Below are 21,874 nucleotides of genomic sequence, written 5' to 3' on the forward strand. Positions count from 1 at the left end.
CCGGGCACTCTTGGATGTCAGTCGTCCTGCAGTCCCAGCGGCGTCCCGGAGAGCGGCTCGGCTCGCTGATCGAAGAACAGACCGGCCGGGGGCTCCTGAACGGGCAGCGGAGGCGGGTTCTCATTGTGCACCCCGTTCGTGCACTGGGTGAACGGCCCGGCGACAGGATCCATCAGCACGCGCATGTGCGGGTCGACATGGTGCAACCACCAGTTCGACATGCCGGTCGCAGGGTCGAGCCTCAGGTGCTCCCATGCACGCCAGATCGCGTCCAGGCGCGAGAGGGCCTCCGCATGGCGGTACCACTCCGAACACCATGCGAGCCCCGACTCCGGGGACCGCGCGAACAGATAGACGAACCTGTCTTTGACGAACTCCTCGACATTTCCGTAGAACAGGTCGGGCGACTTCTCCTTCTGTATCTCGTCCTCGATGATCTCGTCGAGCAACTTGTCCAGGCGGTCTTCGGATGGACCTTCGGGCATGTCATCAACTCCTCTAGGTGCTGTTCGTCGTGGCTGGGTCATGAGCTCCGAACCGTGCCAGGACGTCTGCGTGAGTCTGTGCCGTTCGGCTCAGGCTGCTGACGTAGGTCGCGGGGCTCTCCCGTGCGAGCCGCCGATGGAGCTCGAGCGCCTTCGTCGAGTAGGTCAGGGCGCGCCGCGGCGGGCGGCTGCCGTGGCGGTCGGTCACGACCAGCATCCGAGCCAGTTTTCGCAGGATGACGATGCAGTCGTACGCGGTCTGATCAGCCAGCATCCGGAGATACAGCCGCTCGGCTCGGCGGGCAGCGCGACGTGCCATGTCCGGCATCTCGGCCAGGGCGAGGGACACGGCGAGTCTCACGTGTGCGTCGCACGTCGACCATTCACTGACTTGCGCACCGTCGAGCCTCGAGCGCAGATGGATCTCTTGCCCGGACACGGCCGCCGCGGCACGATAGCGCCCCGTCTTCAGCAGAGTTCGGCCGAGCGAGGCGCACGCGTCGACGAGCGCGGCCGTCTCCCTCACGTCGATCTCAGCCACGCGGCGACGGATCTGGCGCGCTTCCCAGAGGAGCGGAACGGCCAGTTCCGCAGTGGACGAAAAGCGGGAGTAGCTGGCCGCCAGCGCCTCGAGGCAACCTGCGAGCCAGCGCTGCCAGTCGCGGTCCTGTTCGGCGGCGTATCGGTAGCTCGGGAGTGCCTGTCGGCGCATGATCCGCGCTGCGATCTCGCGGTCTAGGCGCGCGTAGGCGTTCGCCGCGTCGTGAAGAGCAGCGGCATAATCGCCGCGGAATGCCTGTGGGTTGCGGTCTGCGAGATCTTTGTAGACATAGGCTGCCTCGGTGCTGACGAGGAGAGACTCCCGGTCCTTGTTCACCGTGCCGAGCCGGACGGCGAGGGTGCTGAGGGCGTCTGCCAGATCGGGGAGCATCCGTTCAGACCTGCTGACCAGGTCGCGGTGGATCGCGACCTCCTGCTTGGCCGCGATCAGCGCTTCGTCGTGCTGCCCGAGGGCAGCGTGGGCGTTACCGAGGTTGCGAAGGTTCTCCGTGAGCGAGTACGCGTACCTGGTGGGGTGCTCCTCCCTGAGGCGCTGGAGGGAGCTGACGGCGCTCTGCGCACCGGTAAGCGCCTTCTCGCGCCACGTGCGGGCGGCTGTCGCGTCGCCGGCCTGTTCCTCGATGTCCCCGAGCGTGCTCATCACCCAGTAGATAGAGGGGTCGCTGGCATGGGCCTTCTGGTACCAGTCGCGCTCCTCGGCCGGCGACCCGCGACGTGCGGCGATCTCGCCCAGGTTGGTCATCGTCCGAGGCACGGTGGGATCGGCTTCGAACGCTCTGCGGTGCCAATCGTCTGCCTCCTGCTGGTGACCGTCGCTGCGGGCGCAGACGCCCAGGTTGTTCATCGGCCAGACGGCGGAAGCATCGGCGAGATGAGCCCGCTCGTACCAACGACGTTCCTCCCCGACGCGACCGTCCTTATGGGCGAGGAAACCCAGTGCGTTCATCGCCGGCGAGTACGTCTCGTCGAGGGCGTGCGCCTGGAGATAGAACCGTTCGGCGGTGTCGCGATCGCCATCGTCGAGCTTCAGGTTGCCGAGTGTCAGGAGCGCCGCGGCGTCTCTGCCCTGCGCGCTGAGCGCGATGCGTTCGGCGTTCGGGAAGTCCTTCTGCCGGTACGCCGTACGGGCGAGCTGACCGAGCATCGCGGGAGGCGCGTCGTCCGCGCGGGCGGCGAGCGCTCGCCAGGCGTCTTCGGAGAGCTCCGCCGGCGGGTCGTCGGGACCTTCGCGAAGCAGGAAGTGCGAGACGACGTAGCCCTCGATCTCGCCCTCCCCGGCGAACGGGTCTGCGGGCGCGAGCGCCTGCATCGGCGCGCTGCCGCTACCCCTGACGGGTGCGCACGCCCACGCGACCGCGTCGTTGAACCAGTCGGGGCGCGACGTGCTGGTCGCGCGCTCGGAACGTGTCATATAGGTGAGCGCGACCGCCCGCAGGACGGGTCCGGGAACGGGCAGGATCTCGGGGTGCAGGTAGCGCTGAATGTCCGCACAGGCACGCAGCACGGCCTGGCCCGGGTGGGTGGTGGGCCGGTCCCGCCGCTCCCGGATCGCCGGAGCCGCGGCCAGGCTCTGCGCGAGGGAGTGCTCCACCTCGTTGACGGCGGTTTCAAGGCGGGGGTCGCGAGCGGACAGGGAGATTGCCCGTTGGTGCTCCTCCTCGGAGAACTCTGGGTTGATGTCGATGAGCTCGAGGGGCGGGCGGCCAGGGGGTGCCCACTTGAGCAGCAGCCGCGCGTCGCGGCTGCCGTAGTCCCGGCCGTCCGGAGAAGACGACGCGGAGGTGAGATCCGCGTAGGTGTTGGGCCAGATCGTGCCGAGGATGACCACCGGGTTCTCGCGGTCGTCGAGCAGGTCCCGGAACACTTGATACGGCACCTTGTGCGAGCCGAGGAAGCCTGCGATCTCGTCCAGCCAGACCACCGTCCTACCCCGGTCGGTCCCTCGAGCCCACTCCCGGAACTCCGCCGAAGGGTCGTCGCCGACGGGAGCGAACAGCCTCCACGTGGGTAGCACCTTGCGGACGGCTTCGTAGAGGCATCGGGACTTGCCCGAGCCCGGCTCGCCGCGGAGGAGCACGATGCCGCCACCCGAGTCCGCGGAGGTCTGGATGGCGTGGCGGACCCGCTGGTCCTGGTCGCGTTCGACGTACAGCGGGAAGGTGGGAGACAGGTCCGGGTCAGCGGTGTCGGGCAGCTCCTCCGGGAGCCTGGTCGACTCCTTGATGCCGAGCTCCTCGCGTGGCAGCCCGTCCTCGACCAGATGCAGGGACCTCGGCGCGAGGAGCCTGGGCCGTTCGCCCTGTCTCGTCGGGCGGACGAGCTTGAGGTGTTCTTCCGAGGAGATGCCCAGGCGTTGGGCGATCTCCCGCGCGCGTTGCCCGGTGGAACGGGCGAGCCTGGAGATGGGAATGACCTTGACCGGGTTGTTTCCCCGGTGGGGATGGTGCTCGACGACGTGGCCGAGCACGTCTCCGTCGTAGAACACCAAAGAGCCCGACAGCCCGCCCCACGGAGAACTGTCGGCCGGTCCCGGGGCCCTGACGGCACCGATCTCGGCGTCACGCAGGATCAGGTGCTCCTGCGCATCGTTCGCGCCCTCCGCGAGCCTGATCGTGCCGGAGAGCGATGCGGTGGACAGCTCCTGCGTCGGGTCGAGCGCATAGCGGGGATAGCCGACCGCCTCGCAGTCTCGCAACGAGCCCGCGCCGCTCCGGTCGCATCTTGCGAACGTCGGCAGCTTCCAGCCGGCGTCATGCCAGGGAGGATCGGCGAGCGTGAGAAGCGCGATGTCCAGACCCCAGCCGGCCCCGTTCCGCTTTCTGCTCCCGATGATGTGCGAGACCGAGCTCTGTTCCCACGAGCCGTCCGGGCTCTTCCGCCGGACCGTGACGCGACGGTCGGGCGTCTCATCGGGGTGGGCCGGGTCATCGACCGTGCAGTGCCACGCCGTCACGACCTCGTTCGGAGAGACGAGATAGCCGGTGCCCCACTTCTCCCGGGTCTCGGAGACGTGGACGACGACGGCAACGACTCGATCGTTCGCAGGACCGGTCGGATGGGTCGTCATCTGACGGCTATTCGTCTTCTTCGGCCGTGTCGACGATAGGAATGGTGCGCTCGGTCCCGGATGTGTGGACGTCGCGGGACGGGGACGTCTCTCCGGAGATCACGATCCCACCTGCGGTCGTCTCCTTCGACGCGGCAGCACCCGAGAGCGGTTTCAACGACAGCCTGATCGTCTGGGTACGCTCCGTGCCCACCGATCCTCCGGCCTCGAGGATCTTCCAGCCGACCTTGCCGTTCGCATCCTTGGTGACGGCCACGCTGAGCTCCAGGTCGACCGTCTCCAGCCCGAACCGCACCTCACCGTCGCGGCCGCTCGCCTGGGCTTCGGAGAGCTCCTGTCTCAACGTCTCGATCGCCTGACTGAGCCCGATCCCGTCCATGGCTTCCCTCCGCCGGTGTCTGGTGCGTTGCAAGGATTTACACCATCAGAACGGGAAAGTCGACGGCAATGCTCCAGGCGTACTCCGGCGCCGCCAGTAGCCCGTGCTACACGCGAGCGTGACAGACTGGCACCCATGAGCACCCGCACCGATGATCTCGACCGCGCCGACGACCTGCGCGCCGAGATCGACCGCACCGGCTACTACCCCGAGGTGGTGGCCGACTGCGTCGCCTCCGCAGTGGCGGGGGAGAAGGTGTCCTCCTTCTTCCTGCACCACGAGCCGACGTTCGACCGTGACGAGGTGCGCCGTCACCTCTCCGTGCTGGTGCTGACCCCGACGCGGCTGATCCTGGCCCACACCGACGAGCACGCAGGCGACGACCTGCTGCCCGAGCCCTACACGTCGACCTCGACCGAGGCCGTACGCATCGACTCGGTCAACTCCGTGGTCGTGACCCGGATGATCACCAACCCGACCAAGGGATCGAGCAAGCCGGCCGAGGTGGTCATGACCATCGGCTGGGGCGGCGTCAACCGCGTCGACCTCGAGCCCGCGGGCTGCTCCGACCCCAACTGCGACGCTGACCACGGCTACACCGGCGTGCTCACCCCCGACGACTTCTCGCTGCGCGTCTCGGCCGCCGCCGACGGTCACGACTCGGTCGACCGCCTGCTCTCCTTCGCAGAATCGCTCTCGGCTCGCACCCACAACCGGTGAGGGGATTGTGACCGGGTTCGTCGCGCCTGCCTACGGGGAGCGCTCACTGGGTGATGTCCTGCCGGCGGTCGCCGCCGCGATGGGTATCCCGTTGGGAACCTCCGAGGCGCGATCCGGTCTCGAGCTGCCCTCCGCCGCTGCGTACGTCGTCTTCCTGGTCGACGGGATGGGCACCAACCTGCTGCGCCGCTATGCGCACGCTGCGCCGTTCCTGGCCTCGCTGAGCGAGGACCAGGAGGCCGGCACGGCCGGGGTGCCGTCGACGACGGCGACCAGCCTCACCTCGTTCGGCACCGGGCTTACGCCCGGCGGGCACGGGCTGGTCGGCTACACCTCCCGGATCCCCGGCACCGAGCACCTGCTCAACGCGCTGCAGTGGCGCAAGGACGTCGACCCCGTCGAGTGGCAGCCCAACCAGACCGTCTTCCAGCGGCTGAGCGAGGCCGGCGTGCCGGTCACCGTGATCAACAAGCGCGTCTTCGGCGGCTCTGGGCTGACCATCGCCGCCCACCGGGGTGCCGAGTTCGTCGGCGCCGACCGGGTCGGCGAGCGGATCGCCTCGGCGGTCGCGCTCTCCCGGGTGCCGGGGTCGCTGACCTACCTCTACGACGGTGACCTGGACTGGACCGGCCACAAGTACGGCGTCGCCTCCTCCCCATGGCTGCAGCAGCTCTCGATGATCGACGCCGAGGCCGAGCAGCTGCGTGACGCCCTGGACCCGTCCGTACGTCTCCTGGTGCTCGCCGACCACGGCATGGTCGACTCGCCGTCCAGCTCCCGCACCGACATCGACGACTTCCCCGAGCTCCGCCACGGGGTCGCGCTGGTCGGCGGCGAGGCCCGCTTCCGGCATCTCTACTGCTCGCGCGGCGCGGTCGAGGACGTCGTCGCGACCTGGTCGGAGACGCTGGGCGACAAGGCCGACGTGATGACCCGGGAGACCGCGATCCGGCGCGGCTGGTTCGGACCGGTCACCCCGTCGGTGCTGCCGCGGCTCGGCGACGTCATCGTCGCCTCCCACGGCGAGCACGCGGTGGTCTCGACGAGCCTGTTCCAGTACGAGACGACCTTGGTGGGGTTGCACGGATCACTGACGCCTGACGAGATGCTGATCCCCCTCCTCGTATCCTGAACCACTAGTGTTCTCCGAGTGGCTGAGCTGACCTTCTGGACCGGGACGATGGACGCAGGGAAGTCGACCCTCGCGCTGCAGACCAACCACAATCACGCGGCTCGCGGCAGGGTGGGACTGATCTTCACCGCCCACGACCGCTCCGGCGAGGCGGTGGTCACCTCGCGGCTGGGCCTGACCCACGACGCGATCGAGGTCACCGACGACTTCGACTTCTGGCGCCACGCCGTCGACTCGCTGACCCACGGCGCCCGGATCGACTACCTCATCTGTGACGAGGCGCAGTTCTACACGCCCCAGCAGATCGAGGCGCTCGCCAAGATCACCGACGAACTGCAGATCGACGTCTTCTGCTTCGGCATCCTCACCGACTTCCGCACCCGGCTCTTCCCGGGCGCCGCTCGTCTGGTCGAGCTCGCCGATCGTACGGAGGTGCTGCAGGTCGAGGCGCTGTGCTGGTGCGGCAAGCGGGCCACCCACAACGCCCGTGTCGAGGACGGCGTCATGGTCACCGAGGGCGACCAGGTCGTCGTCGGCGACACCGACGAGGCCCCCAGCGCGGTCTCCTACGAGGTCCTCTGCCGCCAGCACCACCGCCGCCGCCTGACCGCGGCCCGGGCCCAGTCGGTCTCCCTGGTGCCCGAGCCGCTGCCGTTCGGCTAGCGGTTGAGCGTCGGCATCGGCACGTCGGCGTACCTCGTTCCGACGGGGGTGCTCTTGGTGTCGAGCTGGACGCCGGGGCGGCCGTTCTCGACGACGTACGTCGCGCGGGTGGAGACTGGGGCGCCGGGGCGCTGGACGTACGGCACCACCCGGAAGTCGCTGGAGAGCTCGTCGGGCGTGACCTTGACGCGTACGTAGCCGCGCTGGCTGTTGAAGAACTTCAGGTGGTCGTTGGCCCGCAGCAGGGTCTCGCCGCCGGTGGTCATGTCGGCGCCGTCGCCGCCGCTGGCGATGGAGGTGCCGACGAACTCGCTACCGACGACGGCCGACTCGGGGTCGTCGTAGTCGGCCAGCAGGTTGCTGGCGTAGTTGTGGTGCCGGTCGCCGGTGATCACGACGAGGTTCTCGATCCCGCTGGTCCGAGCGCCCTCGAGGAGCCGGTTGCGGTTGGCGATGTAGCCGTCCCAGGGGTCCATGTAGAGGGTCTTCGCCTCGGTCTCGTCGAGGTCGGTCTCGGCCATCGGCGCCTGGTTGGCGAGCACCTGCCAGCGGGCGGTCGACTGACGCCAGCTGCGCTGGAGCCACGCCTCCTGCTCGAAGCCCATCATCGAGCGCGACGGGTCGTAGATGTCGGGCGTCAGCTCCGGGCTAGCCGGGTCGGAGCCGTCGGCGTACGCCTGGTCGTCGCGGTACTGTCGGGTGTCGAGCACGTTGAAGTCGACCAGGTCGCCGTAGCGCAGGCTCCGGTAGATCTGCATGTCCGGACCGTCCGGCAGCGAGCTGGCCCGGAACGGCAGGTGCTCGTAGTAGGCCTGGAAGGCAGCCGTACGCCGCGGCATCCACAGGTCTCCCTGGGACTGGCTCCGCTCCTCGGGAGTCTCGTCGGCCCAGTTGTTCTCGACCTCGTGGTCGTCCGGTGCGACCACGAACGCGTGGGACTGGTGCGCGGCCATCAGGTCCGGGTCAGACTTGTAGAGGCCGTACTGGAGGCGGTAGCGCGCCAGGTCGAGCGTCTCCCCGCCCACGGCGGGGGAGACCGGGGTGTTGCGCCAGTTGTTCTCGGGGGTGACGCCGGACTCGTACAGGTAGTCGCCCAGGTGGAAGACGATGTCGACGTCCTCGTCCGCCAGGTGCCGGTAGGCGGTGTAGAAGCCGTGGCTGTAGAGCGCGCAGGAGGCGAAGGCGAAGCTCATCTGCGAGAGCGAGGAGCCGTACGCAGGGGCGGTCCGGGTGTGGCCGGTCTGGCTGACCTCGCCGGCGGCCAGGAAGCGGTACCAGTAGTCGCGGCCGGGACGCAGGCCCCAGACCTCGGGGTGGACGGAGTGGCCGAAGTTCGGGGTCGCGGTGACGGTGCCGGACTTCACGACCTTGCGGAAGAGCGGGTCCTCCGCGACCTGCCAGCGGACCTTGACCGGCTCCTGCGGCATGCCGCCGAGACCATCGGCGGCCAGAGGTTCGGGGGCGAGGCGGGTCCAGAGGACGACGGAGTTGGGGAGCGGGTCACCGGAGGCGACGCCCATGGTGAACGGGTAGCCGGAGAGCGACGTGGCGCCCTTGACGGAGACCGCGTCGGCGGGGATCGAGCCGGTGCCGAGCAGCATGGCTGCGGATGCGGCGAAGCCGGTCGTGGCGGTGCTGGAGAGGAGGGAGCGTCGGCTCAGCGAGTCGGGCAGGAGCATCGGGGGGCCTCCGAGAAAGGTGGAAGTGCTTGCCTCCACTCACTTCATCGGGGGCGCATGAACTGCGCCCGACCCACTGCCGACTCTGTCGGGTCGGGTCGCCGACGTAACACGGACCGGCCGATGGCCGGTCCGTGAACGGGTTCACACCAGTCGGTTCACTCCGACTTGCCGCCGCCGAACATGATCTCGTCCCAGCTCGGGACCGAGGCGCGCTTGCGGCGCGCGGACGACTTCTTGGCCGGCTTCTGCTGAGCCTCTTCGGACTGCTCGGACTCGGCAGGAGCCTCGGCGGCCACGGGCTCGACGACCGCCGGCTCGAGCTCGGGCTCGGCCGGGACCGGCGCCTGCTTGCCGGTCGGACTCTCGTCGCCCAGGAACGCCTCGAGCGGGGTGTCGACATCGACCTGAGCCGTCTTGGCCGGCTTGGGCTCCTTGACCGGCTTGGGAGCCGGGGGAGGAGTGACCGGAGCCGGTGCGGCGGGCGCCGGGGCGGGCGCTGCCGGAGCCTGAGCGGCCGGAGCCTGCGCAGGCGGGGGCGAGCTCTGGGCGCGGCGACGCCGGGCGGCGAGCATGTCGTCGGTGATCGGCTCCGGCTCGGGCGCTGCGGCGTCGAGCTTCTCGCCGGTCAGCCAGCGGGCGTCGTCGTTGTCGAGCTCGACGAAGTTGCCGGGGGCGTCGTAGGTCAGCTCGGCGATGCCCGAGCGTTCGGGGGTCTCGTACTCACCGGTGAGCTTCCAGCGCCCGTCGGGGCGCCGGTAGGAGTCCCAGTTGACCGACTCAGGGTTGATGTACATCGTCTGGAAGTGGGCGCTGACCGCCTCGCCCAGGGTGCGGGCGGTGCTGGCGGCCTCACCGGGCCGACGGCGCACGGAAGCCTGCTGGGCGCGCTGTGCCATGTGCTCGCGCTCGGCGAGGACGGGACCGGCGAAGGCCAAGATCTTCTCGACCGTGGTGCCGGCGACAGCGGCGACCTCCTCGGCACTCTCGCCCGAACGAATACGGGTCTGAATGTCACGGGGCCGCAGGCTGCTGCTCGGGGTCTTGTTCACGGTTTGCTCCGATCGGCGGGTCGACACAGCCTCGAGTGCTGCACGGAGACGGTCGTCGATGTCGGCGGTGTATTCACGGTCCTCGTCATCGACGAGAAGCATGCGTAAACCATCGTCACTGACCGAGATGAGCCGCAGAAGGACGGGACCAGCCTCATCCGGAGCCTGCTCTTCGAGCTGGCCCGGAGTCAGGGGCAATCCTTCGGCTGACATCCTCTTCTCAATTCTAGATACGGTTGTGACGACCCTACGCCACAGACCTGCATCGTATTGGGTGGCCGTGCGGCGTGGCCGTGGCATTTGGGGTTTTTGGGACCAACGAGGCGACCATTTGGCCGTGGAACAGACGCTGACCCTCCTCGTGCTCGACCTGGTCGGGTGCTTCGTCTTCGCGCTCTCCGGCGGCCTGATGGCGGTCCGCAAGGAGCTCGACATCTTCGGCGTGATCGTCCTCGCCTGTGTCACCGGCCTCGGTGGCGGCATCCTGCGTGACATGGCCATCGGCGCGACGCCGGTCGCCGCGCTCTCCGACTGGCGCTATCTCGTGGTGCCGATGGCGGCCGGTCTGCTGACGTTCTACTTCCATCCGGCGCTCGGCCGGCTCGGGCCGATGATCAACGTCTTCGACGCCCTGGGCCTGGGGCTGTTCGTCATCGCCGGCGCGGTCAAGGCGCTCGACTTCGGGCTCTCCCCGCTCGCGGCCGCGATCATGGGGCTGGCCACCGGCGTGGGCGGCGGGGTGATCCGCGACGTGCTCGCCGGCCAGGTGCCGATCATCCTGCGCCGCAGCGTCTTCTACGCGATCCCCGCCTTCGCCGGTGCCGCGATCGTGGCCTTCGGCCTGTTCCTCACGCTGCCGCAGTCGCTGGTGATGGCCGCCGCCTTCGTCGTCTGCGCCGGCTGGCGGCTGCTGGCGATGTGGCGCCACTGGGAGGCTCCGCTGCCGCGAGGCTCCGCGTCCGTCTGAACTCAGTGGTCCGAGCAGCAGGGGATCTGGTGGCGCATCTCGAACGGCACCAGACCGCTGGCGGAGCGCTGGACCAGGAGTACGCAGAGCCCCTCGCGCCACACCGGCCGCGCGAACCCGGTGAGATCGAGGGTGTCGCCTGCGTCGAGCGTGATTCCCGCCAGCCCCTCGACGGTGTCGACGACGCTGTCCGCCTCGACCGCGGCCACCGTCGTCACGGTCTCGATCCGAGTGCGTCCCGGGTAGCGGGCCAGCCGCCCGGCGCTGCGCGCGGTGGCCTCGTCGATCGCGGGGGAGTCGGGGGTGACGTACGCCTGGGGGAGGTGGTCAGCGAGGAGCGCGGTCAGCTCCTCGACCGCCGGGCCGTCGGGCCAGTCCAGGACGGCGACGAAGCGGCCGGTCGGCTCGCGCACGACATGGGTGCTGATGACGTACGCATCCTCGGGCTGCCCCGCGCCGAGCACCTCGTCCAGGCGGTGGACGAGGTGCTCGGCGGCGGCGAGGTCCCGGGCGTCGGCGTCGACGGCCAGGCGACGGGTGGTCATCGAGTCGGGACGACCCAGACCGGGTTGGTGTAGAACCACAGGTCGACCCACGGGTCGGCGTCGCCGACGACGTCGATCGCGGGACCGGCCGGGTCGACGCTCGCGCCGAGGTAGCCGGGCTGGGACCGGTTGGCGTCGGTGCCGCGGACACGCACGTAGAACGCCTCCTCGACGCGACCGAGGTCGTAGCGCAGCTGGAAGGTGCCGGTGCGGCCCGAGGTGTCGGTCTGCTCGATCACCTTCGTGTCGGGCGCCTTCCAGGTGTCGCGGTCGGAGACGTACGTCGGGTCGACCGCGCCCCGAATGACGTCGACCCGGTTGAGGCTGGGGAGGAACTGCGACCAGTTCGGGACGTCCTGGGCGGCGATGGTGACGACCAGCGAGATCCGGCTGCCCTTCTTCGCCTTCAGGGTGCCGCCGAGGCTCTCCGAGCCACCGTCGGAGGAGACGACGCGTACGTCGACCGACTTCACCAGCGCACCGTGGTCGACCCAGACGCGGCCGTTGCGCAGGCCCTTCATGACCGCGCCGTAGCTGCGCTCGGAGGCGCCGACATGGGTGCGGCTGTAGTAGCCCGGCCAGAAGTCACCAGCGGTGGTGTTGAGGGAGCCGGCGTAGACCGGGTCGCCGTAGCGGCCGTTGGCGTTGAAGTACGCCGAGTCCGACCCGTCGGGGCGGCGCGAGGTGGTGCCCCAGTTGACGTGGGAGTCGGAGTTGGCGCTGATCGACCACGGCTTGCCCTCGGCGAGCAGCGAGTCCCACAGGCCGCCGACGGTCGAGGTGAACCAGTCGAAGCCGCCCCAGGAGCGGTAGGACTCGGCGGGGTAGCCGGGGAAGGAGTTCGGGCCGGCGGAGTTGCCGTAGTAGCCGCGGGCGCTGCCGGGGCCGTAGCCGGCGGGCAGTCCTGCCGCCTGGTGGCCGGGTGCGCCCTCCCAGCCGATCGCGATCCGCGGATCGGCGTCGCGCCAGGCACGCACCTCGTGTGGGCTGTCGATGCCGTTGCGGGCGGGGTGGTTGGCGAGGAAGAGCGCGTCCGCGACGCGGCGCTTGTCGACCTGCTTGCCGAGCCACTGGATGCCGGCGACGGCCAGCGCCTCGTTCTCCGGGGAGTTGCCGCTGGCGCCCTTGACCGAGCCGTCGTAGTCGTTCTCGAACTGCTTGAGCACCGCGACCTCGTTGGCGCCCGGCGCGACGAAGACGGTGCCGTGCTCGGCGGCCGGGATGTTCCACTCCAGGCCCTGGAAGATCAGAGTGTCCCTGAGTACCTTGCGCGCGGCCACGATGTCGGGGTTGACCAGGTCGACGCCGAGCTTGGCGTGGGTCGCACCGCCGTGGTCGGTGATGACCAGCCAGTCCAGGCCGTACGCGGCGCCGTGCTGTGCCTGGTCGATGACCCGGTACATCGCGTCCGAGCTGTGCTGGGTGTGGATGTGGTGGTCACCGGCGAGCCAGTGCCGGATCGTCGCCCGGTTGCCGCTCTTCGCGGTGGCGGTGGTGGCGGTCTCGGCCATCGCCGGGGTCACTCCGGTCATGCCGGCCATCCCGGCGGTCACCGCACCGGCGATGCCGGCGGCGCGGAGCAGGTTGCGCCGGGTGACCTCGGCGGGACGCAGGTCGCTGTCGGACGCGTCCGAGGAAGCCGCGAGGGTGATCTCGTCGACCTCGTGGGAGTGAGTGTGGGCGTGGGCGTGGTGGTGCCCGTCAGGCCCGTGCGAGTGGGGGTGGTGCTCGTGTGACACGTTGAATCCTCCGCTTGGATGGGGCGTCTCCCGCGTGCCCGAGCAGCGGCGCTCAGAGCAAAGCGCCGCCGGATGGCCGCCGTACGTCCGCCGGTTGCCCACCCGGTGAAATTTTGCCGAGGCGTCACCCCCGTCGGCCGAGACGTCGCCCCGGCCGGCCGAGTGGTCGCTTACGCGGGCCGAGGCGCCACACGCCTTGCAAGTAAGGCTAGCCTTACTCCCGTGACGACCACCGACCGCCGCAACGAAGACGCCGAGACGCTCGCCGACCTCCTCGGAGGAGCGCGCGGCGCGATCGATGCCACAGTCCCGCCCGTCGCGTTTGCGGCCGGCTGGCTGGTCAGCGGGGAGCTGTGGATCGCGACCGTGGTGGCGCTCGCGGTGGCCGCGATCGTGGCGATCTGGCAGTGGCGCAAGGGCCGCAAGCCGCGCGCCGTGCTGCTGGGCGTGGCGGGCGTCGCGGTCGCGGCGATGATCGCGCTGCGTACGGGCCGGGCGGAGGACTTCTTCGTGGTCCAGCTCGCCGCCAACGCGGCCAGCGCACTGGTGTGGGCGGTCAGCATCGCGTTCCGCTGGCCGCTGCTCGGCGTGGTCGTCGGCCTGGTGCTGCGCCAGCGCGGCGCCTGGCGGCGCGACCCCGTCCTGCTGCGGGGCTATGCGCTGGCGAGCTGGGTCTGGGTCTGTCAGTACGTCATCCGGGTCGCCATCTTCGGCCCGCTGTGGTGGTCCGGCGACGTGGTCGCCCTGGCGATCGCCAGGGTCGCGCTCAGCTGGCCGCTGGTCGCGCTGTGCCTGCTGGTGAGCTGGGTCGTCCTGCGGCGCTCGCTGCCCGAAGACCATCCCGGGCTGCGCCATCCTCAGGTCAGCGCGGCCTGAAGCAGGCCGTAGAGCCGCCGGGTGGCGCGCTGCTGGTCGCCGTCTCGGACCACGAGCGCCAGCCCGGCGCGCACCTCCGCGTCGACGATCGGCGTCGCGACCAGGTCGGTCCCGGCGGCCATCGACTCGGCCAGCACGCAGACACCCAAGCCGTGGGCGGTCAGTCCGAGCAGCGTCTCCGGGTTGGACCCGGACAGGTCGACCTTCGGCTCCACGCCCGCCCGCGCGCACGACTGCTCCAGAGCCGTACGTATGCCCGTGCCCGGCGGGATGCAGAGCACCGTCTCCTCGAGGAGGTCGGCGAGCCTCGGCCGGGCGCCGGCGAGGCGATGGCCGGCCGGCGTGATAACAGCGAGCCGCTCGTCGCTGACGGATTCGGTGGCCAGGCCGTCGCTGACGGGCCCCGCGTGAGAGATCAGGCCGAGGTCGAGCTCGCCGGCCAGCGTACGTCGCTGGAGGCGGTCGGAGGTGTCCTCGACGAGCTCGACGGAGACGCCGGGATGCTCCCGGTGGAAGGTGGCGACGGCGTCGAGGAAGCCGGGGATCGTGCAGCCGGCGATCACCCCGAGGCGTACCTGACCGTGGATCAGGTCGCTCAGCTCGTCGGCGCTCTGCCGCACCCCGTCGATCGCCCGGATCGCGTCGCGGGCGCGGGGGAGGAGCGTCTCGCCGGCGTGGGTGAGACGTACGTTGCGGGGACCCCGGACGAGCAGGTCGTGGCCGAGCTCGCGCTCGAGCTTGGCCAGCTGGGCGCTGATGCCCGACTGGCTGACGTGGAGGCGCTGCGCCGCGGCCGTGAACGAGCCGTGGTCGACGACGGCGACGAAGTAGCGGAGCTGTCCAATTTCCATCACCGTTGATGCTAGCAAGCAGCAGAACTATCTGTTTGAGTGTTCGCTCGAGTCGGGACAGGCTGGGAGACGAAAGCCGAACCCACCTGAGGAGATTCCGATGACCGCATCCGCTGCCGAGCTCGCCGAGGCGTACTTCACCGCCTGGCAGGAGCGTGACTTCGCCCGCCTGCGCTCACTGTTGGCTGACGACGTGAGATTCGCCGGCCCGCTCGCCACGATCGAGGGCGCCGACGAGTGCGCCGCCGGACTGGAGGGCATGGCCCAGGTCCTCGACAAGATCGAGGTGAAGGAGCGGCTCGCCGACGGTCCGAGCGTGATCACCTGGTTTGACCTGCACACCACCGTCGCCGAGCCCGCCCCCACCGCTAACTGGATGCGCGTCGAGGATGGGCTGATCACCGAGATCCGGGTCGCCTTCGACCCGCGCGGGATCCTCGCCGCTCGAGGCTAGACGGGCTAGGCGACCTGCTCGTCGCGCGGCTGCGTCCGGGCGGTCTCGCGGATGACCTCGGCCACCAGGTCGGGGTCATCGTTCATCGGTACGTGGCCGCAGCCCGCCAGCCACCGGTGGGTCGCGTGCGGAAGGCGCCGCGCGGCCACCTTCGCCTGGTAGGGGAGGAGCGTGAGGTCGCGCGAGGCCCAGGCGACGGTGGTGGGGACGTACGTCTGCGTCGGCCCTGGGTAGCTGTAGCGGTAGACACCGCTGAAGAACGTCCTGATCCCCTCGCGCGAGGTGACCATGTTGGCCGTGTCGGCGGCCGCGACGGCAGGATCGATCCGTTCCGGATGGGCGAAGAAGCAGCCCATCGTGACCGTACGCGCCACCCGCGACTGCAGCAGCGTCCCCGACACCGGCGCCAGCGGCCGTGCCACCGCCTGGATCCCGGCGAACAGACCCCTGACGTAGAGGTAGTCGACGCGGTTCATCCAGAACCCGGCGGGGGAGAGCGCCGTCACCGACCGCGCGTGCCCGGCATCGGCCATCTCCAGTGCGAGCAGCCCACCGAGGCTGTTGCCGGCGACGTGCGGCCGCTCGATCCCGAGCTCCACTCGGAGCTCGTTCAGCTCGTGGGCCACCGCCTCCCGCACCGTACGCCCCGCCAGATCGAACGCCGGCGACTCACCGTGCCCCGGCAGATCGATCGTGATCACCTCGAACTCGTCGGCCAGCCGCTCCACCACCCCGCCCCACGCCTGCCTGCGGTGCGCGATGCCATGGATCAGGAGCAGCGGCTCCCCGCTGCCGGTCCGTTCGTACGCGAGCATCCCCGCTCCTTCGGTTGCGTCTGGGCGTTGTGCCGATGACTGAGAGCGTACGTCCGGCGTGTCCCGATTGCGGGTCCGGCGGGATCAAAGAGCGTGTGCCACTCCGACGCGGCAGGCAGCCACGCTCATGCGGCGAACTCGTCGACCGCGGCCAGCACCCGGCGGTCAAAAGCGCGGTGCTGGCTGGCAAGCTCCTCTCCAGCCGGCGCTTCACCGACGATGAGGTTCCCCAGCTCATCGACCGACTGAGGCTGGTCCTCGGCATCCGGAAGCACTGCGACGGCAGACTTCGCGAACCCGCAGTAGTAGGCGATGCCCTCACTCAGCTGAGCCTCCAGCAGGTCGGCCATGGGCGCGACGATCGGGTCCTCGGCGGTAGCGCCGGCGAGCCCGATCCACAAGACACGCTTCCCCGCCAACCGCGGATCGCTGCGGCCGTACGCGAACCCGTAGTTCCACACGCGGTCGATCCACCCTTTGAGGAGTGCCGGCGTGCTCTGCCAGTAGATCGGGAAGACCACGACCAGTAGGTCGGCGGCGAGGATTCGTTCCATGTGCTGCTGCACCTGCACCGAGTACGCCTTGTCCCGGTCGGTCCAGTCAGGCTCGTCCTCGACCGTCATCCTGGGGTCGAAACCGTCGGAGCGAAGGTCGAGGACATCAATCTCGTGCTCGGCTGCACGAAGTCGTTCGGCGACCAGGTCGGCGACGTGCGCGGTTCGTGAGTCGGGTCGGTGATGCGAGACGACGACAAGCGTTCGTGTAGTTGTCATGAGACGAGTACAGCGCGATGCGTGTAGACGATCCATGGCTTCCTGGCTCTGATTGATAGGAGATCGTCTACGCTTTGAGCATGGATCCGCTGAGCTCACTTCTGTCAGGCATCCGTGCCGAAGGCTCCGTCGTGACCTCGGCCGTGCTGAGCACACCGTGGTCCATCCATTTTGCGGACCAGGCTGCATTGACGATGGTCACGGTGCTGCGCGGTGGCGGCGTGCTTCATCTCTCCGACGAAGACAGCCGGAGGGTGAGGCCGGGGGAGACCGCACTCGTTCGCGGTCCTGCTCCGTTCCTGCTCGCCGATCGTGCCGACCGTGCCGACGTCGTCGACGACCCCGCGACGCGCTACGAGGTCGCCTGCTTCCTGTGCGACGACGAGGACCACTACGTGGCGCCATCACCCGATGTGGGCGCGACGACCCTCGTAGTCGGTGTCTACCGGACGGCTGGCCTTCGTTCGGACAGAGTGCTCGACACGCTTCCGCCAGTGTTGATCGTCGAAGAGGAGCCCGGCGTCTGCGACTGGATGGAGACGGTCGCTTGCGACGCTGCGAACCTTCAACCGGGGTCGCAAGCACTCATGGATCGGATGCTCGACTGGGCCCTGGTGTGCACGCTACGCACCTGGTTCGAACGAAGCGGCGCCGACGCGCCGGCGTGGTATCGCGGACTGGCAGACCCTATCGTCGGACCAGCTCTCGAGGCAGTCCATCGCCGACCGACCGAGCGATGGACGGTGGCTCGGATGGCGGCGGAGGCTGGCGTGTCCCGGGCGCTGTTCGCCCGCCGATTCCGCGAGGTTGTCGGCCGTCCTCCTCTGACGTACGTCACCGAACATCGTCTCGACGAGGCCTCCGACCTGCTGACGAGCACGGACCTCGGCGTCGCGCAGATCGCCAAAGCGGTCGGGTATGCCGACTCGTTCGGGTTCAGTGCGGCATTCAAGCGGGCCCGTGGCAGCAGCCCGACTGCCTTCAGACACGCATTGTCATACGCTTCCCGCCCATGAGCGGACCGTGGTCGGCCCCAGGAGCTCTATCGTGGCTCACCAGATCAGTCCTACGGCCAGCATGTCGAGGCCGTCCTCGCGTGAGGGTTCGCTCCGGTGCCCGTGCCTTGGCGAATGTGATCCGCCGGACGGGATGCGGTAGGGTTTCGACAGCAGCGAGCCGCTCGGCGGCAAGCGATTGCGTGATTGGCGCAGTGGTAGCGCACTTCGTTCACACCGAAGGGGTCACTGGTTCGAACCCAGTATCACGCACAAGAGAAACCGGCCGCTGACCAGGGTTTTTACCTGATCAGCGGCCGGCTTCGTTTTGCTACCTCCGGCGTGGCCAACGAGTCGTGCGATCTCTTCGACCTCCGCGCCGTACTCGGAGAGCAGTGGGGATCCGGAGGCTCACGTCGCCTTCCTGCGCGCCACCGCCTGTCCAGCCGGGAAGGCATCAGCGACCTGGCGCAGGGCCTGCACGGTCGAGTCGAGCTGGTCGCCGTCCAGCAGCGGCGCCAGTGCGGCGTAGAGCTGCTCCTCGGCGTCTCTGACCTCGAGCTCGGTCTCCTTGCCGAGAGTCGTCAGGGACAGGCTGACCGAACGTCGGCTGGCGCCGAGCTCGCGATTGACCAGTCCGGCGGCAACGAGCCTGTCGACCAGCCGGCTGGGGCTCGCCGTGGTCTCGCACACCAACAGGCCGCCAAGCTCGGACAACGTCATCGAATCGCGCCCCGACATGACTCGAAGAACCTCCGCCTGCGACGGCGTGAGCCCCAGTGGCCGCAGCCGCTCCGCGAAGAGCTTGTTGCCCTCGCGCTGGATTGCCAGCACCAAGTATCGGAACTCCTCGATCGGGTCCACAGCATCATCCGTTTCGGTCGGCAGTTGACGAAACAGATTATACGTCATCTAATGGAGAGGCATTAGATGACACGACATTAGTTGCAAGGGACACGACTATGACATTCCATCTGACCACCTTGATCGCCGCCCCGCCCGACGCCGTCTTCGACTTCGTCTCCGACCTCCGCACAATGCCCCAGTGGTACCTGGCGGTGGAGTCGGTGCACCTCCTCGAGGGCGCAACGCCACTCACGGCCCGTTATCGCGTCCGCCGTCGTCTGCCCACTGGCGAAGTCGAGAACGAGGTCCGCGCCTCGGCGTACGTTCCGAACACCGAAGTGACCTTCACCTCGACCACCGGCCCGACACCATTCACCTACCACTACAGAGTGACGCCGGAATCGGCAGGCACGCGGCTGCAGCTCGATGGCTCGATCAGTGCTGCAGGCCTGCCGGGTCCCGCAGGTCTTCTGGGGCCTCTTGCTGAGCGGCTCTTCAAGCGCGGGATGCGGGAGAACCTCCAGCAGCTCGCATCGATCATCGAGCAAAACCAGCCGGTTCGCTCGACCAGCAGCGAGATAGAAGCAGGAAATAGCGATGACACTCTCTGACCCGATCTCGTCCGTGTCGGTCATCAGCACCGGATCGGTCGCAATCCGCCCGGAGCACGTCGGCCCCACACGCAAGAACACCTACGTCTGGCTGTTCAGCTCTCGTCGCTGGACGCCACCACTCCCGATCAACGTCTACGTCATCGAGCATCGTCACGGGCTGGTCCTCTTCGACACCGGCCAGGATCGCGCCTCGGTCACGGACCCCGACTACTTCCCGGGCGGCCTCAACGGCAAGGTCTACTCACGCCTGGCGCGATTCGAGATCCCGGCCGACGAGACGCTGACATCGGGCTTGCAATGCCTCGGACACCGGACCGATGACGTGCGCACAGCCGTCATCTCGCATCTTCACCAGGACCACATCGGTGGGCTCCCATACCTTGGCCACTCCGAGATCATCGTGAGCCGAAACGAGTGGGACTCGCTGCACAAGCCACTGCCCGAAGCCCGCGGCTTGATGCCACGACACATCGACCTGCCTGGGCTCAACTGGAACCGGGTGTCGTTCGAGGAACTCGGCCCGGACGCAGTCGGCCCGTTCACCCATGGACACGATCTGTACGGCGACGGCTCGCTCCTGCTGCTCCCGACGCCCGGGCACACCGCAGGATCACTGTCCCTGTTGGTCCGCCGACCACGACGAGCCCCGTTGCTCATGGTCGGCGACCTGACCTACGACGACAACCTGCTGAAGGAAGGCCACATGCCCGGAGTCGGCAGCAAGCGCCAGATGAGAACCGCGATCGACATGGTGAACCGACTTCGCCAGCACCTACCTGGCCTGGTCATCCTTCCAGCCCACGACCTGGGCGCCGCCGCACGCCTCGAGGCCGCGCACGACGGCCTTTTCTTATCGTGAGGTCTCCGCGGTCATCCGTCATGGACGGGTGAGCCGGTGGCCCGTGCCGCGCCTCGAGATGAGACGTGTGGTGCGTCCACGCGGTAGTTGCCCTCGAGAGGTGTCGCGTGCCTACCTGACGAATCAGCGAGTCGAAACGTGACAGGCGTGCTCGCCGGGCTCGCCTCCGGCCGGCGTCAGGAGAGCGAGTCGGCCTGCAGGGCGAGGAAGAGATCGACCCTGCCGTCGGTGGTCCGGACATCCCGTCGGGTCAGCTCCGCGAGCCTCCCGAGTCGGTTGCGGAGTGTGTTGACATGGATGTGCAGCCGCTCCGCCGTGGCCCCGTAGTGGCCGTCCAGCTCCAGGAAGGTACGGAGCGTGGATTCGAGGTCGCCGCTGCGATCCTGTGCGCGGAGCTCGCCCAGCACACCGCGTGCGAAACGCCCGAGCGTCTCCCTGTCGAGCATGGCGACCAGAAGCCGGTGGCTGTCGACGTCGCCGAACTCCTGCACCACGGGCCCGTCCGCCTGGGCCTGCATGGCGCGGCAGGTCTCCCGCGCCTGCATGAGCATGGTGCCGAGGCCCGCCGAGGTCGGGCTCACCCCGCCGATGGCGACCAGCACGCGGCCGGCGTCGCGCGTGCGGAAGATCCTGCGCTGGAGCTCCTCGCCGACCGCGCGCAGGGACATCCGTCCTGCCTGTGGCCACGAGACGAACGCGATCGTCTCCCGCGAGCCGCCGACGACGAGCGCAGCGAGCCCCTGGTCGAGCAGAAGGTCGGTGACGGTCTCTGCGTCGTGGGACATCTGTCCCGGCGCCGCGGACGGGCCCGCGATGGCGAGGACGGCGACGGGACCGGTGGGATCGACGCCGAACGTACGGAGCCGCTCGGCCACGTCGGCCTCGCGGCTCGGTCCCGCCTGCACCATGTCGAGGACCTCGGCGGCGAACCGTTGCTCGATCGCGTGCACGGCCTGTTGCTTGGCCACCTCCAGGCTGAGGTACGTACCGGCCTGCTCGAGGGCGGCGACCTCGTTGGGCGCCAGGTCGCGGTAGGCCCGGAGGCAGAAGAGGCCGGCGTCGATGTCCGCGAGAGCCGTGACGAGGAAGATCGAGGCCGTCGTACCGTCGAGATCGGTCTCCAAAGGAGGTGGGTGCCGGGTCAGGGCGCGCGTGGCGTCCCTCAGCTGGGCGGGGGAGAGGTTCACCTGTGTGCCCGCGAGCTGGTGTCCCGTCCGATCGACCACGACGAGCGGAAGGTCGTGGTCCTGACGTACGACCTGGAGGATTCCGGCCGCTCCCGCCCCGCGGGAGATCGCCGAGGCCAGCGCACCGCTGCGCCGCACCGTCCCCGAGAGCTCGCTCAGGCGTGACTCCGCGAGCAGGGTCGCCGCGGCGCGGGTGACCGCGGTGAAGGGCACCTCGATGGAGATCTCGGCGAGTGGCATCCCGATACGCCTGCATGCCTCGATCAGCTCGCTCGGGGTGGTGGGCGTCTCCTTGCGCAGCCCGAAGACGATGCCGGCGGCGTCGGCACGGTGTACGGCGTCGACGAAGGAGGTGGGGTCGGCCTCATCGAGCCAGACACCGTTGGTGAGGACCAGCTCACCAGGGCGTACGTACGGCGCGGGGTCGGCGAGTTCGGTGTTGTGAAGCCAGAGCAGCTCTCGGTCCGTGCCCTCACCGTCGCCCGGGACGAGCAGATTGAGCTCCAGCTCGGCCTGCTCCAGCAGGCGGCGCAACGACAGCATGGCTGTGATTATCCACCGTCATGGTCGCGATGTCTGTCGACATCTCCAATGACCGGACGCACTGAATCCTGG

21 protein-coding genes and 1 tRNA gene are annotated in these 21,874 nt (G+C 69.0%); 10 read left to right on the forward strand and 12 right to left on the reverse strand.

All coding sequences use genetic code 11. The features are described from left to right. Positions 1-17 precede the first annotated feature (17 nt). Genes AB0F44_RS19200 through AB0F44_RS19210 form a run of 3 tightly spaced genes read right to left on the reverse strand, consistent with a single transcriptional unit; the run spans position 18 to position 4,492 of the window. Positions 18-527, reverse strand: coding sequence for a DUF4913 domain-containing protein (locus AB0F44_RS19200; RefSeq protein WP_357358061.1), 510 nt, complete (start codon positions 525-527; stop codon positions 18-20). Further along, a complete protein-coding gene (locus AB0F44_RS19205) occupies positions 499-4,113 on the reverse strand; it encodes a trypsin-like serine protease (RefSeq protein WP_357358062.1) in 3,615 nt (1,204 codons plus the stop codon). Before AB0F44_RS19205 ends, AB0F44_RS19200 begins: the two co-directional genes overlap by 29 nt. 7 nt (positions 4,114-4,120) lie before the next feature. After that, positions 4,121-4,492 (reverse strand): trypco2 family protein, encoded by a 372-nt coding sequence (locus AB0F44_RS19210; RefSeq protein WP_357358064.1) that lies wholly within the window; start codon positions 4,490-4,492, stop codon positions 4,121-4,123. A gap of 135 nt (positions 4,493-4,627) precedes the next feature. On the opposite strand from AB0F44_RS19210, the gene AB0F44_RS19215 reads away from it, so the two are divergent. Genes AB0F44_RS19215 through AB0F44_RS19225 form a run of 3 tightly spaced genes read left to right on the forward strand, consistent with a single transcriptional unit; the run spans position 4,628 to position 7,007 of the window. Then, positions 4,628-5,212, forward strand: a complete 585-nt coding sequence (locus AB0F44_RS19215) for a DUF5998 family protein (protein ID WP_141804060.1) — start codon at positions 4,628-4,630, stop codon at positions 5,210-5,212. Between the two features lie 7 nt (positions 5,213-5,219). Then, positions 5,220-6,344, forward strand: a complete 1,125-nt coding sequence (locus AB0F44_RS19220) for a nucleotide pyrophosphatase/phosphodiesterase family protein (RefSeq protein ID WP_357358066.1) — start codon at positions 5,220-5,222, stop codon at positions 6,342-6,344. 18 nt (positions 6,345-6,362) lie between these two features. Beyond that, a complete protein-coding gene (locus AB0F44_RS19225) occupies positions 6,363-7,007 on the forward strand; it encodes a thymidine kinase (RefSeq protein WP_357358068.1) in 645 nt (214 codons plus the stop codon). Here AB0F44_RS19225 and AB0F44_RS19230 read toward each other — a convergent pair. Continuing rightward, positions 7,004-8,686, reverse strand: coding sequence for an alkaline phosphatase D family protein (locus AB0F44_RS19230; protein ID WP_357358070.1), 1,683 nt, complete (start codon positions 8,684-8,686; stop codon positions 7,004-7,006). The genes AB0F44_RS19225 and AB0F44_RS19230 overlap by 4 nt on opposite strands. Before the next feature lie 158 nt (positions 8,687-8,844). Further along, positions 8,845-10,173 carry a septation protein SepH gene (gene sepH, locus AB0F44_RS19235; RefSeq protein WP_357358072.1) on the reverse strand — a complete coding sequence of 443 codons (1,329 nt, stop codon included), beginning with the start codon at positions 10,171-10,173 and terminating at the stop codon, positions 8,845-8,847. Between sepH and AB0F44_RS19240 the strand changes: the two genes are divergently transcribed. After that, the gene (locus AB0F44_RS19240; RefSeq protein ID WP_357358073.1) at positions 10,076-10,705 is read left to right on the forward strand and encodes a trimeric intracellular cation channel family protein; all 630 of its coding nucleotides are present in this window, start codon (positions 10,076-10,078) and stop codon (positions 10,703-10,705) included. The genes sepH and AB0F44_RS19240 overlap by 98 nt on opposite strands. A 2-nt stretch (positions 10,706-10,707) precedes the next feature. Here AB0F44_RS19240 and AB0F44_RS19245 read toward each other — a convergent pair whose 3' ends face one another. Together AB0F44_RS19245 and AB0F44_RS19250 are read right to left on the reverse strand one after the other, a co-directional pair. Further along, positions 10,708-11,250, reverse strand: a complete 543-nt coding sequence (locus AB0F44_RS19245; RefSeq protein WP_357358075.1) for a hypothetical protein — start codon at positions 11,248-11,250, stop codon at positions 10,708-10,710. Then, the gene (locus AB0F44_RS19250) at positions 11,247-12,989 is read right to left on the reverse strand and encodes a histidinol-phosphatase (protein WP_357358077.1); all 1,743 of its coding nucleotides are present in this window, start codon (positions 12,987-12,989) and stop codon (positions 11,247-11,249) included. The genes AB0F44_RS19245 and AB0F44_RS19250 overlap by 4 nt, the downstream gene beginning before the upstream one ends. 222 nt (positions 12,990-13,211) lie before the next feature. Between AB0F44_RS19250 and AB0F44_RS19255 the strand changes: the two genes are divergently transcribed. Beyond that, positions 13,212-13,865: a DUF3159 domain-containing protein gene (locus AB0F44_RS19255; RefSeq protein ID WP_357358079.1), complete on the forward strand. Its 654-nt coding sequence runs from the start codon at positions 13,212-13,214 to the stop codon at positions 13,863-13,865. On the opposite strand, the gene AB0F44_RS19260 is transcribed toward AB0F44_RS19255, so the two are convergent. After that, on the reverse strand, positions 13,847-14,716 hold the full coding sequence (locus AB0F44_RS19260; protein WP_357358081.1) for a LysR family transcriptional regulator: 870 nt from the start codon (positions 14,714-14,716) through the stop codon (positions 13,847-13,849). The two genes, AB0F44_RS19255 and AB0F44_RS19260, sit on opposite strands and share 19 nt — an antisense overlap. 100 nt (positions 14,717-14,816) lie before the next feature. Between AB0F44_RS19260 and AB0F44_RS19265 the strand changes: the two genes are divergently transcribed. Continuing rightward, positions 14,817-15,170: a nuclear transport factor 2 family protein gene (locus AB0F44_RS19265; RefSeq protein ID WP_357358083.1), complete on the forward strand. Its 354-nt coding sequence runs from the start codon at positions 14,817-14,819 to the stop codon at positions 15,168-15,170. Positions 15,171-15,175: 5 nt separating this feature from the next. Here the strand turns inward: AB0F44_RS19265 and AB0F44_RS19270 are convergent, their stop codons facing one another. Further along, positions 15,176-15,985 (reverse strand): alpha/beta hydrolase, encoded by an 810-nt coding sequence (locus tag AB0F44_RS19270; protein WP_357358085.1) that lies wholly within the window; start codon positions 15,983-15,985, stop codon positions 15,176-15,178. Positions 15,986-16,110: 125 nt separating this feature from the next. Next, positions 16,111-16,758 (reverse strand): NAD(P)H oxidoreductase, encoded by a 648-nt coding sequence (locus AB0F44_RS19275; protein ID WP_357358087.1) that lies wholly within the window; start codon positions 16,756-16,758, stop codon positions 16,111-16,113. Between the two features lie 80 nt (positions 16,759-16,838). Between AB0F44_RS19275 and AB0F44_RS19280 the strand changes: the two genes are divergently transcribed. Together AB0F44_RS19280 and AB0F44_RS19285 are read left to right on the forward strand one after the other, a co-directional pair. Continuing rightward, positions 16,839-17,774 (forward strand): AraC family transcriptional regulator, encoded by a 936-nt coding sequence (locus AB0F44_RS19280; RefSeq protein WP_357358089.1) that lies wholly within the window; start codon positions 16,839-16,841, stop codon positions 17,772-17,774. Between the two features lie 180 nt (positions 17,775-17,954). Continuing rightward, positions 17,955-18,026: transfer RNA gene (locus AB0F44_RS19285), tRNA-Val, on the forward strand. Positions 18,027-18,164: 138 nt separating this feature from the next. Here the strand turns inward: AB0F44_RS19285 and AB0F44_RS19290 are convergent. Beyond that, positions 18,165-18,665: a winged helix DNA-binding protein gene (locus AB0F44_RS19290; RefSeq protein WP_357358091.1), complete on the reverse strand. Its 501-nt coding sequence runs from the start codon at positions 18,663-18,665 to the stop codon at positions 18,165-18,167. Between the two features lie 50 nt (positions 18,666-18,715). Here AB0F44_RS19290 and AB0F44_RS19295 point away from each other — a divergent pair, with 50 nt between their 5' ends. Beyond that, complete coding sequence (locus AB0F44_RS19295) at positions 18,716-19,210, forward strand: SRPBCC family protein (RefSeq protein WP_357358093.1); 495 nt, start codon at positions 18,716-18,718, stop codon at positions 19,208-19,210. Continuing rightward, positions 19,197-20,072: an N-acyl homoserine lactonase family protein gene (locus tag AB0F44_RS19300; protein ID WP_357358095.1), complete on the forward strand. Its 876-nt coding sequence runs from the start codon at positions 19,197-19,199 to the stop codon at positions 20,070-20,072. The genes AB0F44_RS19295 and AB0F44_RS19300 overlap by 14 nt, the downstream gene beginning before the upstream one ends. Before the next feature lie 176 nt (positions 20,073-20,248). Here AB0F44_RS19300 and AB0F44_RS19305 read toward each other — a convergent pair whose 3' ends face one another. Next, positions 20,249-21,802, reverse strand: a complete 1,554-nt coding sequence (locus AB0F44_RS19305) for a PucR family transcriptional regulator ligand-binding domain-containing protein (protein ID WP_357358097.1) — start codon at positions 21,800-21,802, stop codon at positions 20,249-20,251. Between the last annotated feature and the right edge of the window lie 72 nt (positions 21,803-21,874).

This window comes from Nocardioides sp. NPDC023903 (assembly GCF_040639295.1).
Classification (GTDB): Bacteria; Actinomycetota; Actinomycetes; order Propionibacteriales; family Nocardioidaceae; genus Nocardioides.

Excerpts from the sequence above, each read along its gene's own strand:
- AB0F44_RS19275 (WP_357358087.1), bottom strand. The coding sequence starts at position 16,758 with ATGACAACTACACGAACGCTTGTCGTCGTCTCGCATCACCGACCCGAC.
- AB0F44_RS19205 (WP_357358062.1), bottom strand. The coding sequence starts at position 4,113 with ATGACGACCCATCCGACCGGTCCTGCGAACGATCGAGTCGTTGCCGTC.
- AB0F44_RS19215 (WP_141804060.1), top strand. The coding sequence starts at position 4,628 with ATGAGCACCCGCACCGATGATCTCGACCGCGCCGACGACCTGCGCGCC.
- AB0F44_RS19260 (WP_357358081.1), bottom strand. The coding sequence starts at position 14,716 with ATGGAAATTGGACAGCTCCGCTACTTCGTCGCCGTCGTCGACCACGGC.
- sepH (WP_357358072.1), bottom strand. The coding sequence starts at position 10,173 with ATGTCGAGCTCCTTGCGGACCGCCATCAGGCCGCCGGAGAGCGCGAAG.
- AB0F44_RS19295 (WP_357358093.1), top strand. The coding sequence starts at position 18,716 with ATGACATTCCATCTGACCACCTTGATCGCCGCCCCGCCCGACGCCGTC.
- AB0F44_RS19200 (WP_357358061.1), bottom strand. The coding sequence starts at position 527 with ATGACCCAGCCACGACGAACAGCACCTAGAGGAGTTGATGACATGCCC.
- AB0F44_RS19300 (WP_357358095.1), top strand. The coding sequence starts at position 19,197 with ATGACACTCTCTGACCCGATCTCGTCCGTGTCGGTCATCAGCACCGGA.
- AB0F44_RS19230 (WP_357358070.1), bottom strand. The coding sequence starts at position 8,686 with ATGCTCCTGCCCGACTCGCTGAGCCGACGCTCCCTCCTCTCCAGCACC.
- AB0F44_RS19270 (WP_357358085.1), bottom strand. The coding sequence starts at position 15,985 with ATGCTCGCGTACGAACGGACCGGCAGCGGGGAGCCGCTGCTCCTGATC.
- AB0F44_RS19305 (WP_357358097.1), bottom strand. The coding sequence starts at position 21,802 with ATGCTGTCGTTGCGCCGCCTGCTGGAGCAGGCCGAGCTGGAGCTCAAT.
- AB0F44_RS19290 (WP_357358091.1), bottom strand. The coding sequence starts at position 18,665 with ATGACGTATAATCTGTTTCGTCAACTGCCGACCGAAACGGATGATGCT.
- AB0F44_RS19280 (WP_357358089.1), top strand. The coding sequence starts at position 16,839 with ATGGATCCGCTGAGCTCACTTCTGTCAGGCATCCGTGCCGAAGGCTCC.
- AB0F44_RS19265 (WP_357358083.1), top strand. The coding sequence starts at position 14,817 with ATGACCGCATCCGCTGCCGAGCTCGCCGAGGCGTACTTCACCGCCTGG.
- AB0F44_RS19245 (WP_357358075.1), bottom strand. The coding sequence starts at position 11,250 with ATGACCACCCGTCGCCTGGCCGTCGACGCCGACGCCCGGGACCTCGCC.
- AB0F44_RS19210 (WP_357358064.1), bottom strand. The coding sequence starts at position 4,492 with ATGGACGGGATCGGGCTCAGTCAGGCGATCGAGACGTTGAGACAGGAG.